13 protein-coding genes are annotated in these 14,662 nt (G+C 63.3%); 8 read left to right on the top strand and 5 right to left on the bottom strand.

What is annotated here, in order from left to right; translation table 11 throughout:
* Nucleotides 1-78: 78 nt before the first annotated feature.
* The 8 genes from CGZ66_RS36740 (at nt 79) to CGZ66_RS36705 (ending at nt 9,277) form a co-directional block, all read left to right on the top strand.
* Complete coding sequence (locus CGZ66_RS36740) at nt 79-2,019, top strand: autotransporter outer membrane beta-barrel domain-containing protein (RefSeq protein WP_167392382.1); 1,941 nt, start codon at nt 79-81, stop codon at nt 2,017-2,019.
* An 80-nt stretch (nt 2,020-2,099) separates the two neighbouring features.
* A complete protein-coding gene (locus tag CGZ66_RS36735) occupies nt 2,100-3,203 on the top strand; it encodes a TIGR03032 family protein (RefSeq protein WP_206073842.1) in 1,104 nt (367 codons plus the stop codon).
* 223 nt (nt 3,204-3,426) lie between these two features.
* Complete coding sequence (locus tag CGZ66_RS36730; RefSeq protein ID WP_095091463.1) at nt 3,427-4,455, top strand: sulfate ABC transporter substrate-binding protein; 1,029 nt, start codon at nt 3,427-3,429, stop codon at nt 4,453-4,455.
* Nucleotides 4,456-4,477: 22 nt separating this feature from the next.
* Nucleotides 4,478-5,329, top strand: a complete 852-nt coding sequence (gene cysT, locus CGZ66_RS36725; RefSeq protein WP_095091462.1) for a sulfate ABC transporter permease subunit CysT — start codon at nt 4,478-4,480, stop codon at nt 5,327-5,329.
* The gene (cysW, locus tag CGZ66_RS36720; RefSeq protein ID WP_095091461.1) at nt 5,322-6,206 is read left to right on the top strand and encodes a sulfate ABC transporter permease subunit CysW; all 885 of its coding nucleotides are present in this window, start codon (nt 5,322-5,324) and stop codon (nt 6,204-6,206) included. Before cysT ends, cysW begins: the two co-directional genes overlap by 8 nt.
* Nucleotides 6,207-6,219: 13 nt before the next feature.
* Nucleotides 6,220-7,260 carry a sulfate/molybdate ABC transporter ATP-binding protein gene (locus CGZ66_RS36715; protein WP_095091460.1) on the top strand — a complete coding sequence of 347 codons (1,041 nt, stop codon included), beginning with the start codon at nt 6,220-6,222 and terminating at the stop codon, nt 7,258-7,260.
* 227 nt (nt 7,261-7,487) lie between these two features.
* A complete protein-coding gene (locus CGZ66_RS36710; protein WP_095091459.1) occupies nt 7,488-8,474 on the top strand; it encodes a sulfate ABC transporter substrate-binding protein in 987 nt (328 codons plus the stop codon).
* Nucleotides 8,475-8,827: 353 nt separating this feature from the next.
* A complete protein-coding gene (locus CGZ66_RS36705) occupies nt 8,828-9,277 on the top strand; it encodes an RrF2 family transcriptional regulator (protein ID WP_013530871.1) in 450 nt (149 codons plus the stop codon).
* On the opposite strand, the gene CGZ66_RS36700 is transcribed toward CGZ66_RS36705, so the two are convergent.
* The 5 genes from CGZ66_RS36700 to CGZ66_RS36680 all read right to left on the bottom strand — a co-directional run bounded on the left by CGZ66_RS36700 (nt 9,274) and on the right by CGZ66_RS36680 (nt 14,530).
* Nucleotides 9,274-9,813: a gluconokinase gene (locus CGZ66_RS36700; protein ID WP_095091458.1), complete on the bottom strand. Its 540-nt coding sequence runs from the start codon at nt 9,811-9,813 to the stop codon at nt 9,274-9,276. The two genes, CGZ66_RS36705 and CGZ66_RS36700, sit on opposite strands and share 4 nt — an antisense overlap.
* A gap of 2 nt (nt 9,814-9,815) precedes the next feature.
* Nucleotides 9,816-10,802 carry an ABC transporter permease gene (locus CGZ66_RS36695; protein ID WP_095091457.1) on the bottom strand — a complete coding sequence of 329 codons (987 nt, stop codon included), beginning with the start codon at nt 10,800-10,802 and terminating at the stop codon, nt 9,816-9,818.
* Complete coding sequence (locus CGZ66_RS36690) at nt 10,799-11,779, bottom strand: ABC transporter permease (protein WP_095091456.1); 981 nt, start codon at nt 11,777-11,779, stop codon at nt 10,799-10,801. Before CGZ66_RS36690 ends, CGZ66_RS36695 begins: the two co-directional genes overlap by 4 nt.
* On the bottom strand, nt 11,776-13,323 hold the full coding sequence (locus CGZ66_RS36685) for a sugar ABC transporter ATP-binding protein (protein WP_095091455.1): 1,548 nt from the start codon (nt 13,321-13,323) through the stop codon (nt 11,776-11,778). Before CGZ66_RS36685 ends, CGZ66_RS36690 begins: the two co-directional genes overlap by 4 nt.
* Nucleotides 13,324-13,402: 79 nt before the next feature.
* The gene (locus CGZ66_RS36680) at nt 13,403-14,530 is read right to left on the bottom strand and encodes a sugar ABC transporter substrate-binding protein (protein WP_095091454.1); all 1,128 of its coding nucleotides are present in this window, start codon (nt 14,528-14,530) and stop codon (nt 13,403-13,405) included.
* Nucleotides 14,531-14,662: the final 132 nt, after the last annotated feature.

Below are 14,662 nucleotides of genomic sequence, written 5' to 3'. Positions count from 1 at the left end.
GTGATTGCCCTGAAATCGCGCAGACTCGAATTGCAATTCCCTTCCGCAAGGATACGCATGGCCGCTGGAGGGCTTCCAATGGGTTTTACGTCGGCCGGCGAAGGCCTCTATGCCAAGTCCATTGGCGACAACAGCAGCATTGCCGTCGCCAATACGGCATCCGTCGATGCCAAGGGCGGCGTTGCCGGGCTGGCTGCCTACACGAGCGGCGCCGGCAGCAACATCGTCATCGGCAACAGCGGAAACAATGCGGAACTGTTCAGCAGCGTGGGCTTCGGCGCAATCGCTGGCGCGACCGGTACATCGAGCACGATCCTCGTCACCAACGATGGCAAGATCAGCGGCGAGCTTGGCGGCCTGCAGGTCAATTCGACCGGCGGCTCCACGGTCACCATCGGCACGTCGGGCTTTGTCGGCGCCAACAACAACCTGGCCATCAAGTCGACCGCCGGAACAACCAAGATCGACGATGCCGGCGTGATTGCCGGCCGGGTCGAATTGAGCGACGCCGGAAATGTCATGAACGTCAATGATACCGGCGTCTTCAGGGCATTCACCGACAGCAAATTCGGCGCCGGCAGCGATACGCTCAACAATGGCGGCACCCTCTACGCATCGGGCAGCTTCTTCGGCTCTCCACCGGGCACTGTCAGGTTCATCGGCCTCGATAGCTTCGTCAACGGCAGCCTGGGCTCCGGAGCCGGCCTGACGACGATGATCGATGGCGTGGCCGGCGACAAGCTGATCACCAGCGGCAACTTCACCGGCCAGGGCAATTCGAAGCTCGGCGTCGACGCCAACTTTACCACCGGCGTCGCCGACACTCTGACGATCGGCGGCAATTCGTCCGGTCATACCGATTTGGTCGTGAATGTCGTCGGCGCCGGCGCGCCGGCGGTCTTCATCCCCGTGGTCACGGTGAGCGGAACAACCGCCGACAGCGATTTCGATCTGGCTGGCCCAGTCAATGCCGGCTTCTTCACCTACGGCCTGTTCCTGCAGGGCAACACACACGGCCTGCGTTCCATCGGGCTTGACAATGCCGGTTTCGAACTGCCTGCCGGCGTGACCGGAGCACAGGATGTGTGGCTGGACACGACCGGCTTCTGGCGGGACCGCATGGCGGATCTGCGCACGCAGGAAAGTGGCGTCCACAATGCGGATATGCCGGAGGAAAAACTCGCGGCGCGCATGGGCGGTCTCTGGGCGCGGGCGTCCGGCGACTGGTCTAATCGCGACAGCAGCGTCAGCTTCACCGATCCGGTCTCGCTGCAGGCAGAGACCCTCGACCTCGATCGCAGCCAGCGCACCGGTGCCTTCCTCGGCGGCATCGACATGGGGCTCGAAGGTATCGCCGGCGGCGATATGCTGTTCGGCGTCATGGGCGGCTACGTCACCTCCAGGCTCGACTTCAAGGCGACGGACGACAGCTGGAACTACAAGGGCGGCACGGTCGGCGCCTACGCCACCTACCTGAATGGCGGCTTCTACCTCGACGGCCTCGTCAAGGCCGACTTCCTCGATGTCGACATCAACGACGTCGGCGGCAAGGCGAGCACCAACGCCACCAATATCGGCGCGCGCCTCGACGCCGGCTACCGCGTCGCCATGGGCTGGGGCTTCATCGAGCCGCAAGCCAGCCTGGAATGGGTCCGCACCAATATGGATTCGGTATCGCTGTTTGGCGGCGACATCGACTTCCAGAACGGCAGCAGCGGCCGCGCCAGGATCGGCGCGCGCATCGGCACCGATATGCAGATGAACGGCATGACTGTCAGTCCGGACCTGACGCTGAGTGTCTGGAACCATTTCGGCGACAGCAACGCCGTCGACATCAACTTCCCCGGCAGCGCCTTCTCGGCCACCGACAGCGCCGGCAACGGCACGTTCGGCGAGGTCGGCGTCGGCGTGAACGTGGCCAGCGCCAGCAACTGGTCCGGCGTGGTCCGCGGCAGCGTCCGCTTCGGCAACAATTACAGCGCCGGCTCCATTGGCGCGGCACTCCGTTACGGCTGGTAGTCCAGCGGATTGCATCTGAACTTCTTGCGCCGGCCCTCGCGGCCGGCGTAGTCATGACCAGGTCTACCCATGGAGCAAGCGTGAGCACATCCAAGGCCACTGACGAGGCCCCGGCGAGACCGCCCGAAGCCGCGTCTCCCAGCGCGGCCGAACAGCAGACCAACGTCTCGCTGTCGCGCGGCTTCATCAACTGGATGGAGACGGCGCAGTGCTCGCTGGCTTTCACCTCCTACCAGACCGGACAGTTGTTCCTGGTCGGCCTCACCGGCGACAGGAAGGCCTCCATCCACCAGACCAGTTTCGTCAGGGCCATGGGCGTGACCGTTGCCGGGCAGCGGATCATCCTAGCCTCCGACACGGCGGTGTGGCGGCTGGAAAACATCCTCGGACCCGACCAGGTCGCCAACGCCATTTACGACCGCATGTATATGCCGCGCGCCGCTTCTTACACAGGCGACCTCGACATCCATGAACTGGCCGTGCGCGAAGACGGGCAGATCGTGTTCATCAACACCAAGTTCTCTTGCCTGGCGACGCTGAGCCCGACGCATTCCTTCCGGCCGTTGTGGAAGCCCTCCTTCATCAGCAAGCTGGTGCCTGAGGACCGCTGTCATCTCAATGGTCTCGCCATGCAGAACGGGCGCGCCCGCTATGTCAGCGCGATCAGTCGGTCGGACTCGGTCGGCGGCTGGCGCGACCGCCGCTGGGAAGGCGGCATGATCATCGACATCACCGAGGACAAAGTGGTGGTCGACGATCTGTCGATGCCGCATTCGCCGCGCGTCCATGACGGTGCGCTGTGGGTGCTGGATTCCGGCCGCGGCTTCCTGGTCCGCATCGATCCCGGAACCGGGCAGCGGCAGAACATCGCCTTTTGCCCCGGCTTCCTGCGCGGCCTGAGCTTTCATGGCCGCTTTGCCACCGTCACCACGTCGTTGCCGCGCGATGGCCTGTTCAAGGACCTGCCGCTGCAGGACAATCTGCAGACGCGCGACGCCGAGCCGCGCTGCGCGCTCTACATCATCGACCTGCATACCGGCGGCATAGCCGAGTGGATCGAGTTGAAGGGACACATCACCGAGCTTTTCGACGTCGCCGCCATTGCGGGCTGCCGCTGCCCTTCGTCCGTGCCGCTCAACAGCCCGAACATGGCTTCGCTGATCACCATCGACAGCGAAGGCTGAGCGAATCGGGCCCGGCAGGCGAAGTCCTTGTCCCGGCCGGTCCAAAGCCTAGATCAAACGTCAGGCAGGCTCACAGTTTGCTCAGTGCAGCCATGAGGAAGAAATTTCTCCGCACAGCGAAATATCGTCGAACATTTTCTTCAGGGGGCCAAAAAAGGCAACATTGAATGCATCTAATTTCTATCAATTCGGTAGATTTGGCGCCGGTTCAACGGAGGCAGAAATGACCAAACCTCATTTCAGGAAACTGCTCGGCGCACTGGTCGCCACATCTGTCCAGTTCGGCACGCTCGGTTTCGCGTTTGCCGACACCACCATCCTCAACGTGTCCTACGATCCGACGCGCGAGCTCTACAAGGCCTATGACGAAGCCTTCGCGGCGCACTGGAAGGCCGAGACCGGCGAGACGGTCACCATCCAGCAATCGCATGGCGGATCGGGTGCCCAGGCCCGCGCCGTGATCGACGGCCTCGACGCCGATGTGGTGACGCTGGCGCTCGAAGGCGACATCAACGCCATCGTCTCCAAGTCGAAGAAGATCAATCCCGACTGGCGCACCAAATTCGAAAACAATTCAGCGCCTTACACCTCGACCATCATCTTCCTTGTCCGCAAGGGAAATCCCAAGGGCATCCATGACTGGAACGACCTGGTCAAGGACGGCACCCAGGTGATCACGCCCAATCCCAAGACCTCTGGCGGCGCGCGCTGGAACTATCTCGCCGCCTGGGCCTACGCCAACGCCAACGACGGCGGTGACGAGGCCAAGACCAAGGAATTCGTCGGCAAGCTCTATGCCAATGCCCCGGTGCTCGACACCGGCGCCCGTGGCTCGACCGTGACCTTCGCGCAAAAGGGCATCGGCGACGTGCTGATTGGCTGGGAAAACGATGCCTATCTGGCGCTGGACGAATTCGGCGCCGACAATTTCGACATCGTGTATCCTCCGACTTCGATCCTGGCCGAGCCTCCGGTGGCGGTGGTGGACGCCAATGTCGACGCCAAGGGCACGCGCAAGGTCGCCGAAGCCTATCTGGGCTGGCTCTATTCCAAGGAAGGCCAGACAATCATCGCCAAGAACCACTATCGTCCGGCCAAGCCCGACCTTGTGGCTCCCGCTGATCTTCCCAAGACACCCGACATCAAGCTGATCTCCATCGACGATCCGCTTTTTGGCGGCTGGAAGAAAGCACAGCCTTATCATTTCGGCGACGGTGGTATATTCGACCAGATCTACAAGCCGGCCCAGTGAGCTAGATCTAGATCAGGACGATATGACCACAGCACCCGCGCAGGCGGGGTGGCGGTTCAGACAGCCGAGTGTCATTCCGGGTTTCGGACTGACGCTCGGCTTCTCGCTTGCCTACCTCACCCTCATCATCCTCATCCCGCTGTCCGGGCTGCTCTGGCGCTCGGCCGCCCTTGGCTGGCCTGAATTCTGGGCCATCGCCACCGATCGCCGCACCATCAAGGCGCTGGAAATCAGCTTCGGCACCGCCTTCATCGCGGCTGCCGTCAACGTCGTCTTCGGCACGCTGGTCGCCTGGGTGCTGGTGCGCTACCGCTTTCCCGGCCGCCGCATCGTCGATGCCATGGTCGACCTGCCCTTCGCGCTGCCGACGGCGGTGGCCGGCATCGCGCTGACCACGCTCTACGCGCCGAACGGCTGGATCGGCAAATTGCTGATGCCGCTCGGCATCAAGGTTGCCTATACGCCGCTCGGCATCGTCATCGCGCTGGTCTTCATCGGCCTGCCCTTCGTCGTGCGTACCGTGCAGCCGATCATGGAAGAGATCGACAAGGAGGTTGAGGAAGCCGCCGCCACGCTTGGCGCCAGCCGCTTCCAGATCATCACCCGCATCCTGTTTCCAGGGCTGGCGCCGGCCATTGTCACCGGCTTTTCGCTGGCCTTCGCCCGCGGCGTCGGCGAATACGGCTCGGTCATCTTCATCGCCGGCAACCTGCCTTACAAATCCGAGATCGCGCCGCTGCTGATTGTCATCCGGCTGGAAGAATACAATTATCCGGCAGCGACCGCGATCGCGGCGATCATGCTCGCTCTGTCGTTCGTCATGCTGCTGGTCGTCAATCTCGCGCAGACATGGAGCCGCAAGCGCTATGGCTGATCCCGAGATCAAATCCTACGAGCCGCATCACGAGAGCCAGTCGGCGGCCGTCACGGAAAGCCGCCCGGCGCGCGTGGCGCTGATGACCGTTGCCTTCACCTTCCTGGGCATCTTCCTGCTGCTGCCGCTGATCATCGTCTTCAACGAGGCACTGGCGAAAGGCGTCGGCGCCTATACGCAATCGCTGAGCGATCCTGACGCGCGCTCGGCGATCCGGCTGACGCTGCTTGTCGCAGCGATCTCGGTGCCGCTCAACATCGTCTTCGGCATCTCCGCCGCTTGGGCGATCGCCAAGTTCGAGTTCAAGGGCAAGGCCTTCCTGACCACGCTGATCGACCTGCCCTTCTCGGTCTCGCCGGTCATATCGGGTCTGGTCTATGTGCTTCTGTTCGGCGCCCAGGGGCTGCTCGGCGGCTGGCTGAAGGCGCATGGCATCGTCATCCTGTTTGCAGTGCCAGGCATCGTGCTGGCCACCGTCTTCGTCACCTTTCCCTTCGTCGCCCGCGAACTGATCCCGCTGATGCAGGAACAGGGCAATGGCGACGAGGAGGCAGCCCTGTCGCTCGGCGCCAATGGCTGGCAGACCTTCTGGTATGTGACCTTACCCAACGTCAAATGGGGGCTGCTCTATGGCGTGCTTCTGTGCAATGCACGTGCCATGGGCGAGTTCGGCGCGGTGTCGGTGGTGTCGGGCCACATACGCGGCCTGACCAACACCATGCCGCTGCATGTCGAAATCCTCTATAACGAGTACAACGCCGTCGGCGCCTTTGCCGTCGCTTCATTGCTTGCGGGCCTGGCGCTCGTCACGCTGGTCTTGAAAACACTTCTCGAGATGCGCTACGGCGCCGAGATCGCCGCGACGCGCGGACACTGATAGAGGGGTTTGCATGGAAGTTCGCGTTGCCAACGTGCGCAAGGAGTTTGACCGGTTTCCGGCGCTTCACGACGTGTCGCTCGACATCAAGTCGGGCGAGCTGATCGCGCTTCTGGGGCCGTCCGGTTCCGGCAAGACGACGCTGCTCAGGCTGATTGCCGGGCTGGAGCGGCCGACGCGAGGAAAAATCTTCTTCGGCGACGAGGACGCTTCGCAGAGGTCGATCCAGGAGCGCAATGTCGGATTCGTCTTCCAGCATTATGCGCTGTTCCGGCACATGACGGTGGCCGACAACATCGGCTTCGGCCTCAAGGTCCGACACGGGCCGTCGCGACCGCCGGCGCAGGAGATCCGCCGCCGCGCTTCCGAACTGCTCGACCTCGTCCAGCTTTCAGGGCTGGAAAAGCGTTATCCGGCTCAGCTCTCCGGCGGCCAGCGCCAGCGCGTGGCGCTGGCGCGCGCCATGGCGATCGAACCCAAGGTGCTGCTGCTCGACGAGCCGTTCGGCGCGCTCGACGCACAGGTGCGCCGGGAGTTACGCCGCTGGCTGCGCGAAATCCATGACGCCACCGGCCACACCACCGTCTTCGTCACCCATGACCAGGAAGAGGCGCTGGAGCTTGCCGATCGCGTCGTGGTGATGAGCCAGGGCCGCATCGAGCAGGTTGGCACCGCCGACGACATCTACGACACGCCGAACTCGCCCTTCGTCTATGGCTTTATCGGTGAATCGAGCTCGCTTCCCGTCAAGGTCGAGAATGGCGAGATCTGGCTTGCCGACCGCCCGATCGGACTTGCCGCACCCCACGAGCCCTCGGGCGACGCGACGCTGTTCTTCCGCCCGCACGATGTCGAGCTGCTCGACGGCTGCAGCGGCTGCATCGCCGGCACGGTCGCGGCCAGTCGCCGCGTCGCCGGCACGCGGCGAGTAGAACTCGAGATCGGCGGCGAGCGCCAGCGGGTCGAAATCGAACTGCCGGTCGATCACCCCGCGGCGCAGAAAAGTCGGGTGGCCTTCCGCCCCGGTCGCTGGAAGCTCTTCCCGACCGCTTGATCCAATCCGCCTGCCCATCGTCCGGGAAGGATTGTGCGCGCACGCAGCGTCGTTGTGCCGGCTGGGGCATCGAAAATATCCATGCCAGAAAAGAGATCCTAACAGCCGGCCGTTTTGGCGATATCTTTTCTCGTGGCTAGGGCACGGGCCGCTGCGCGTGCCTCGTCGCGTACCCTGCGCCACGGCTATGGTTCGACCATAAACACATTGCATCGGAGCCCGTTTTCATGAAGCGATTTTTCCTTGGCGTCGCCGCCATAGCCGGCCTGTTCCTCGCATCCTCCCAAGCCTGGTCGGCCGACAAACTGCTCAACGCATCCTATGATGTCGGCCGCGAACTGTTCGTCCAGGTCAACAAGGCCTTCATCGCAGGGCATCCAGGCGTCACCGTCGACCAGTCGCATGCCGGCACCTCGGCACAGGCGCGCGCCATCGCCGAAGGGCTCGGCGCCGATGTCGTCACCTTCAACCAGGTCACCGACATCGATTTCCTGGTCAAGAAGGGCCTCGTTTCGGCCGACTGGCAGAAGGATTTTCCTGACAACGCCTCGCCCTTCTATTCGCTGCCGTCCTTCCTCGTGCGCGCCGGCAACCCCAAGCACATCAAGGACTGGAACGATCTCGTGCGCGACGACGTCCAGGTGATCTTCCCCAACCCGAAAACCTCGGGCAATGCGCGCTACACATATCTGGCGGCCACCGCCTACGCCAAGGAAGCCTTCAAGGGCGACGACGCCAAGGTGAAGGAATTCATCACCACGCTGTTCAACAACGTGCCGATCTTCGACACAGGCGGCCGCGCCGCGACCACCACCTTCGTGCAGCGCGAGATCGGCGACGTGCTGATCACCTTCGAGTCCGAGACGCGCGGCATCCGCAAGGAATATGGCGACGATAAGTTCGAGCAGGTCACGCCCTCGGTTAGCCTGCTGGCCGAATTCCCGGTGGCGATCGTCGACAGGGTGGCCGACGAACATGGCACCCGCGATCTGGCCAAGACCTATCTCGACTTCCTTTACACGCCGGAAGGCCAGGACATCCTCGCGCAGAACGGCAACCGGGTCCGCGACGCGGCAGTCGCCGCCAAATACAAGGCCGACTTCCCCGATGTCCGCCTGCTGACGGTGGACGACGTCTTCGGCGGCTGGGACAAGGTCCAGAAGGAGCATTTCGCCGCCGGCGGCCTGCTCGACCAGACCTACGGCAGTCGCTGACGGGGCAGCATCCGAGGTGAACGCGAAAGCCGGCGCTGTGCCGGCTTTTTTCGTTTCGTGCGCCGGCAATCCGGTATTCAGCGGACCAAAGCATGATCCCGAACAGCGGAATCCGGTTTTCGCCAGAATCATGTTCGAGCCGAGAAGCAGAGTTCCATCCCGATTCTATCGGGTGGAACAGGCTCTATCGGCTTCATCATGCAAAACGTTACAAAGAATCAACGCATTTGTGCCTAACGTGCCATCTGGTGGCTTGTTTTCGCGAAACGTCATCGCGCGGCGAAAACGTCATTATTTGCACACAAACAGTCGCCAGATGCGGGTGGTTGGGGCTTCAATGGGTTGATCTGGGCATGCTGACAAAAAAAGGCAAATACGGCCTCAAGGCCCTCGTGCATCTGTCCGGCCTGCCGGCTGGCCAACTGGCCTTTGTCAACGACATCGCAGTTGCCAACAACATTCCGAAGAAGTTCCTCGATGCCATCCTGGGCGAGTTGCGCAACGCCGGCTTCGTCCAGAGCCGCAAGGGCAAGGAAGGTGGCTACCGCCTCGCCCGGCCGGCCTCCGAAATCAAGATCGGCCATGTCGTGCGCGTGCTTGACGGACCGCTGGCGCCAATCCCCTGTGCCAGCCGCACGCAATATCAGCGCTGCGAGGACTGCGACGAGGCGACGTGCCAGGTCCGGCACATGATGTTGGAGGTACGCCAGGCGATTGCCGAAGTGCTGGACAATCGCAGCCTCGCCGCCATGCGCGACGCCGACAATGATGATTTTCCGGTCGAACTGACGTCGCAGATTTAGCGCATCTGACCAACCGTGGCGGCGACAAGTTCGTCGACCGGGCGCCTCGCGTCGAGCGTCAATGCCCGCTCATCCGCCGCCGGTGGCTCGAGGATGGCGAACTGGCTGTCGACCAGGCTTGCCGGCATGAAATGACCCTTGCGGCTGGCGACGCGTCGCCTGGCCGTGGCAGCGTCGATCTTCAGGTAGAGGAAGACGATCTCCGGGCAGAAGCTGCTCAGCCGCTCGCGATAGCTGCGCTTCAGCGCCGAGCAGGCGGCAACCACGCCTTCGCCCTGCCCTACCGACATCACGATGCGCTCGCCAATCGCGTCGAGCCAGCCTTCACGGAGTTGATCGGTGAGCGGCTCGCCGCTTGCCATGCGCGCGACGTTTTCGGGCGGATGCAACTGGTCGCCCTCGACGAAGATGGCGCCCAGCGTGGCGGCCAGCGCGGTGCCGACGGCCGACTTGCCGCAGCCGGCGACACCCATCACAACAATGGCCGGCACCGAACCGGGTGCGCCCGTTGGCGCCTGTTCTGTCTTTTCGTCCACTGTCAGCGGCTTGCCGGCGCGCGGCCGTAGAGCAACAGCATGGCAACGATGACGATGCCATAGATGATCTGCCGCCCCGCCTCCGGCATCTGCATGACGGAAAGGATGGATTGCAGCAGCGTGATCAGGATGACGCCGGCGACGGTGCCGAGATAGGAACCGCGCCCGCCCAGGATCGAGGTACCGCCAAGCACCACTGCCGCGATTGACGGCAACAGGTAGGCGTCGCCCATCGATTGCGCCGCCTTGGAAGCATAGCCGGCCAGGAGCACGCCGCCGAAGGCCGAAAGCCCGCCCGAGACGGCGAAGGCAATCATCACCACGCGCCGTGTGTCGATGCCCGAGAGATAGGCGGCGCGCTCGCGATTGCCGATTCCGTAGACGGCGCGGCCGAAGCTGGTGCGGGTCAGGACGAACACCATCGCCGCGCCGATCAGCGCCCAGATGATGACCGCGTTGGGCACGCCCGGAATGGCAAAACCAGTCGCCAGGTAGCGCATCGCGCCAGTCGCCGAATCCTGTGGCGAGAAACCGCCGGTGTAGACCACCATCAGCCCCTGCGCGACGGCGTTGGTGGCCAGCGTGATGATCATCGAGGGGATGCGCAGATAGGCGACGCCGATGCCGTTGACGACGCCGATTAGCATGCCGCAGACGATGCCGAACGGAATGGCAAGCGCCACGCCGACGGGACCATAGGCCGCCGCCGCACTGGCCATCATGGCGCCCATTGCGACCGACCACGGCACCGACAGGTCGATTTGGCCAAGCAGGATGACCAGCATCATGCCGGTGGCGATGACGCCGAGGAACGACGCCACCTTGAGCTGCTGCAGAAGGTATTCAGGAGACAGGAAGCTTCTGGAATAGAGGCTGCCGAGGAACAGCAGCAGCACGATGCAGGCGAAGGCCGTCAGCACCGCCGGATCGGCGCGCCGGATGAATCTGGGCATGCGGCCGGCAATGCCGCCAAGCGTCGTTTCGCTCACAGGAACCACTCCAGCCGGTTGCGGACCCGAAACAGGGCGAAGGCGCCGAGGCTGACCGCGATCAGCAGGATAACGCCCTGGAACAGCGGTTGCCAGAGCGGATCGAAATCGAAGACGAAGAGCAGGTCACCGATGGTGCGGAACGCCAGCGCGCCGAAGATCGCCCCGATGGCGCTGCCCTTGCCGCCGAACAGCGAGACGCCGCCGAGCACCACGGCGGCGATCGAGAACAACGTGTAGGCGTTGCCGCTGGCATAGGCCGCGTCGCCGGTATAGGTGAAGAAGGTCAGGAACAGCCCGCCGACTGCGGCAAGCAGCCCGGCCAGTGCGTAGGCGGCGAATTTTCCACGGCGGATCGGCACGCCGGACATGTAGGCCGCCGTCTCCGACGAGCCGGCTGCGTAGGCCGCACGACCGAGCACCGAGCGGCTGAACGGCACCCAGACAATGAGGACCACGGCCAGCAACACGACCAAGCTTGCCGGCACCACGCCAAACAGTCGTCCGGTCAAAGCGTCGGCGAGGCCCTCGTTGACCGAGCCGCCGGGAAAAGGTCGCAGCAGCAGGGCAATGCCGAAGTAGACGGCGCCGGTGGCGATGGTGGCGACAATCGGCTGCAGCCGCCCATAAATGACGATGGCGCCGTTGATCGCCCCGCACAGCAGCCCGGTGCCGAGCACCGCGAGGACGCCGAAGGCGGTTTCGATGCCAGTGCCGATGACCAGCCAGGACGCCAGGCAATTGGTCAGGGTGAAGATCATGCCGACGGACAGGTCGATGCCGGCGGTGATCACCACCAGCGTCTGGGCCATGGCGACGAAGGCGAGCAGCACGCCCTTGTTCGCTGCCGTCTGCACGACATTGGCGGTGAAGCCCGCCGGGTGGTTCGAGGTATAAATGACGAACATGACGATGAAGATGCCAAGCGCCAGCAGCGTCCCGCGCTGCTCCGCCAGCCAGTAGCGCCAATCCTTCACGCGTTTGCTCCCAGGTTCACGGGGCTCTCCTCGCCATGGATGTTGAGCGCGCTGGCGATCAGCGCCCGTTCGGTGATCTCGGCGCCAACCAGCTCACGCCTGACCGCCCCGTCATAGAGCACCAGCACACGGTCGCAGCAGCCGATCAGCTCGTCATAGTCGGTCGAATAGAACAGGATCGCAGCACCGGCATCGGCGAGCTTGCGCATCAGCTGATAAAGCTCCTGCTTGGTGCCGACATCGATGCCGCGCGTCGGATCGTTGAGCAGGATGATGCGTGGCTGGCGCATCAGCCATTTGGCGATAACCACCTTCTGCTGGTTGCCGCCCGACAGCGCGCCGACCGGAATGTCGAGCCCCGCGGTCTTGATCGCCAGCAGGCCGACCATGTCATCGATCAGCCGCTGCTCGGCGGCACGGTCGATGATGCCGGCTTTGGACAGCCGGTCGAGCGCGGCGAAGGACAGGTTCTCGCGCACCGTCATCGGCAGCATTAGGCCTTCGGTCTTGCGGTCTTCGGGAATGAGCGCCATGCCGATACCATCTTCACGTGCGGCGGCGGGGCTGGCGATGGCAACGGGCTTGCCGTCGATGAAGATCTGGCCCGACAGGCCGCGCAACACCCCGAAGAAGGCAAGCAGCAGTTCGCGTTGGCCCTGACCGTCGAGGCCGCCAAGACCGACGACCTCGCCTGCCCCAACAGTCAGCGAGACATTGTCCAACCGGTCGGTCCATGAAAGCTTGCGTGCCTCCAACACCGGAACGGCGGCAGCCGAAGCGCGTGGCGGCTTCGGCGGAAAGATGTGGCTGTATTCTCGCCCGATCATCAGTTCGACGACTTCATTGTCGCTCTTTGTGCCCGCCGCGTAACTGGCGACATTGCGACCGTTGCGAAACACCGTGCATTGGTCGGCCAGTTCTGCGATCTCATTCATGCGGTGCGAGATATAGAGCAGCGCCAGCCCTTCCGAGCGCAGTCGCTTCAGCACGCCGAAAATCTTGGCGACATCCGTCGCGGTCAGCGCCGAGGTCGCCTCGTCGAGGATCAGGATGCGCGGCTTGCGTGCCAGCGCCTTGGCGATCTCGACCATCTGGCGGCGCGACAGCGGCAGGTCCTTGACCAGCGCCAGCGGGTGGATGTCTGCGGCACCCGCGCGCGCCAACGCTTCTTCCGCAATCCGGCGTTGTGCCTTGCGGTCGATCATTCCGAACCGCGTCGGCGGGTCTGAGATAACAATGTTGTCGGCAACGCTGAGTTCGGGAACCAGCGACAGTTCCTGGAAGATGCAGACGATGCCGGCCTGGTTGGCGGCAGCCGGCGAAGCGAACGTCACCTCGCGGCCATCTAGCGTCATGCGCCCTTCGTCGGGCGCAACGACACCGGCCATCACCTTGATCAGCGTCGATTTGCCGGCACCGTTTTCGCCGAGGATGCCGTGAATGCTGCCGGATGAGACCGAAAGCTCGGCCTTTTCCAGCGCCCGCACACCACCATAGCGCTTGGATATGCCTTCCATCCGGAAGAGCGGAATCGCACCGTCCATCGGGCCTCCCGAGGCTCTTTGACGACTAGGGATATCGAGTGGTCGGCGCCGCGGAATATCCCGCGGCGCCTGGGTGCAGCTACTGGTCGGCCTTGGTCTGGCCCATGATTTCCTGCGCGGTGAAATTGATACCGCAGGTCGGGAAGGAATTGCCGACGAAGAAATTGTCGGACTGATCAGGGAAGAAATCCTGACCTGCCTTGAAGTTCGGATCCTCGACGATTGCAAGCGGCAGCTTGACCGACTGCGGGACGACATTGCCTTCAAGGGCTGCGATCGCCGTCTTGATGGCAACCGCCACCTGGGCGGGGCCGGTACCGGCTGACGAGCATTTCAATCCGTCCGCCGCATGGGCCGCGCAGAATTTGCGGAAGCCGTTCTCTGTTTCGCCGCCGAACGGCACGAACGGATGCTTGGCGTCGATCATCGCCTGCACGATGCCGGTATCGCCACCCTGGCCGGTGATGCCGACGAACGGACCATTGGTGGCGATCGCGTCAGCCGTGACCTTCTGTGCCGTCGGATCGTCCCACTTGCCGGCGACTTCGGTGACGTCCCATTTCTTGCCCGAAGCGTCGAGAACCTCATGGATGCCATTGTGGCGATCGGTGTCGACCGACGTGCCGGCAACGCCGCGGACTTCAAGAATCTTGCCGCCTTCGGGTATATGGCCGGTCAGCCATTTGCCCCAAAGTTCGCCAAGGCCCTTCTGATCGACATTGACGTTGATGGCATCCTTGGTGTCGAGAATGTTGTCGAAGGCGACCAGCACGACGCCGGCCTCCTTGGCGCGCTTGATGACCGGCGCGAAAGCGGTCGGGTTCTGCGCGTTGACAACAATCGCGTCATAGCCGGAATCGATGAAGTTGTTGATCGCCGAAATCTGCGCCGGCACATCCTCGCCGGTCGACACCACCTTGAATTCCTTCAGCTTGGCGGCGACGTCCTTCTGCGCTGCATACGCCTTGGCCGTCTGGATCATCTGGATACGCCAGGTGTTGGCGATATAGCCATTGGCTAGCGCGATCCGGTACGGGCCATCTTTCTTGGGAAACTTGAAGAACTGCGTATCTGCGGCCCAGGGCGCGAAGCAGTCCGGTTCAGCGGCTGGTCCCTTCACGACTTCGGGACCGGCGGCCATTGCGGCCGAGTTGAGCATGACAAATGCAGTGGCGGCAACGATGCCACCCACGAGTGACTTGATCATCGATATTCCTCCCAGTTGCAGTTTTGATTGTTTTGGCTGCCATGCACTTCACGCGTCCGGCCAGGCACCTCCTGCCTTGCCTGTCGCGCTTTCTTAAGTCGCCAATGTCGACCCGGCTCCCTCCCTTGCCAC

Origin of the sequence: Mesorhizobium sophorae (assembly GCF_002270415.1) — a bacterium.
In the GTDB taxonomy this organism is placed as follows: Bacteria; Pseudomonadota; Alphaproteobacteria; order Rhizobiales; family Rhizobiaceae; genus Mesorhizobium; species Mesorhizobium sophorae.
Note: the sequence above shows the minus strand (reverse complement) of the source record. Positions and strands in the feature narration are given on the sequence as shown.

Excerpts from the sequence above, each read along its gene's own strand:
- CGZ66_RS36730 (WP_095091463.1), top strand. The coding sequence starts at position 3,427 with ATGACCAAACCTCATTTCAGGAAACTGCTCGGCGCACTGGTCGCCACA.
- cysT (WP_095091462.1), top strand. The coding sequence starts at position 4,478 with ATGACCACAGCACCCGCGCAGGCGGGGTGGCGGTTCAGACAGCCGAGT.
- CGZ66_RS36680 (WP_095091454.1), bottom strand. The coding sequence starts at position 14,530 with ATGATCAAGTCACTCGTGGGTGGCATCGTTGCCGCCACTGCATTTGTC.
- CGZ66_RS36710 (WP_095091459.1), top strand. The coding sequence starts at position 7,488 with ATGAAGCGATTTTTCCTTGGCGTCGCCGCCATAGCCGGCCTGTTCCTC.
- CGZ66_RS36705 (WP_013530871.1), top strand. The coding sequence starts at position 8,828 with ATGCTGACAAAAAAAGGCAAATACGGCCTCAAGGCCCTCGTGCATCTG.
- cysW (WP_095091461.1), top strand. The coding sequence starts at position 5,322 with ATGGCTGATCCCGAGATCAAATCCTACGAGCCGCATCACGAGAGCCAG.
- CGZ66_RS36740 (WP_167392382.1), top strand. The coding sequence starts at position 79 with ATGGGTTTTACGTCGGCCGGCGAAGGCCTCTATGCCAAGTCCATTGGC.
- CGZ66_RS36715 (WP_095091460.1), top strand. The coding sequence starts at position 6,220 with ATGGAAGTTCGCGTTGCCAACGTGCGCAAGGAGTTTGACCGGTTTCCG.
- CGZ66_RS36685 (WP_095091455.1), bottom strand. The coding sequence starts at position 13,323 with ATGGACGGTGCGATTCCGCTCTTCCGGATGGAAGGCATATCCAAGCGC.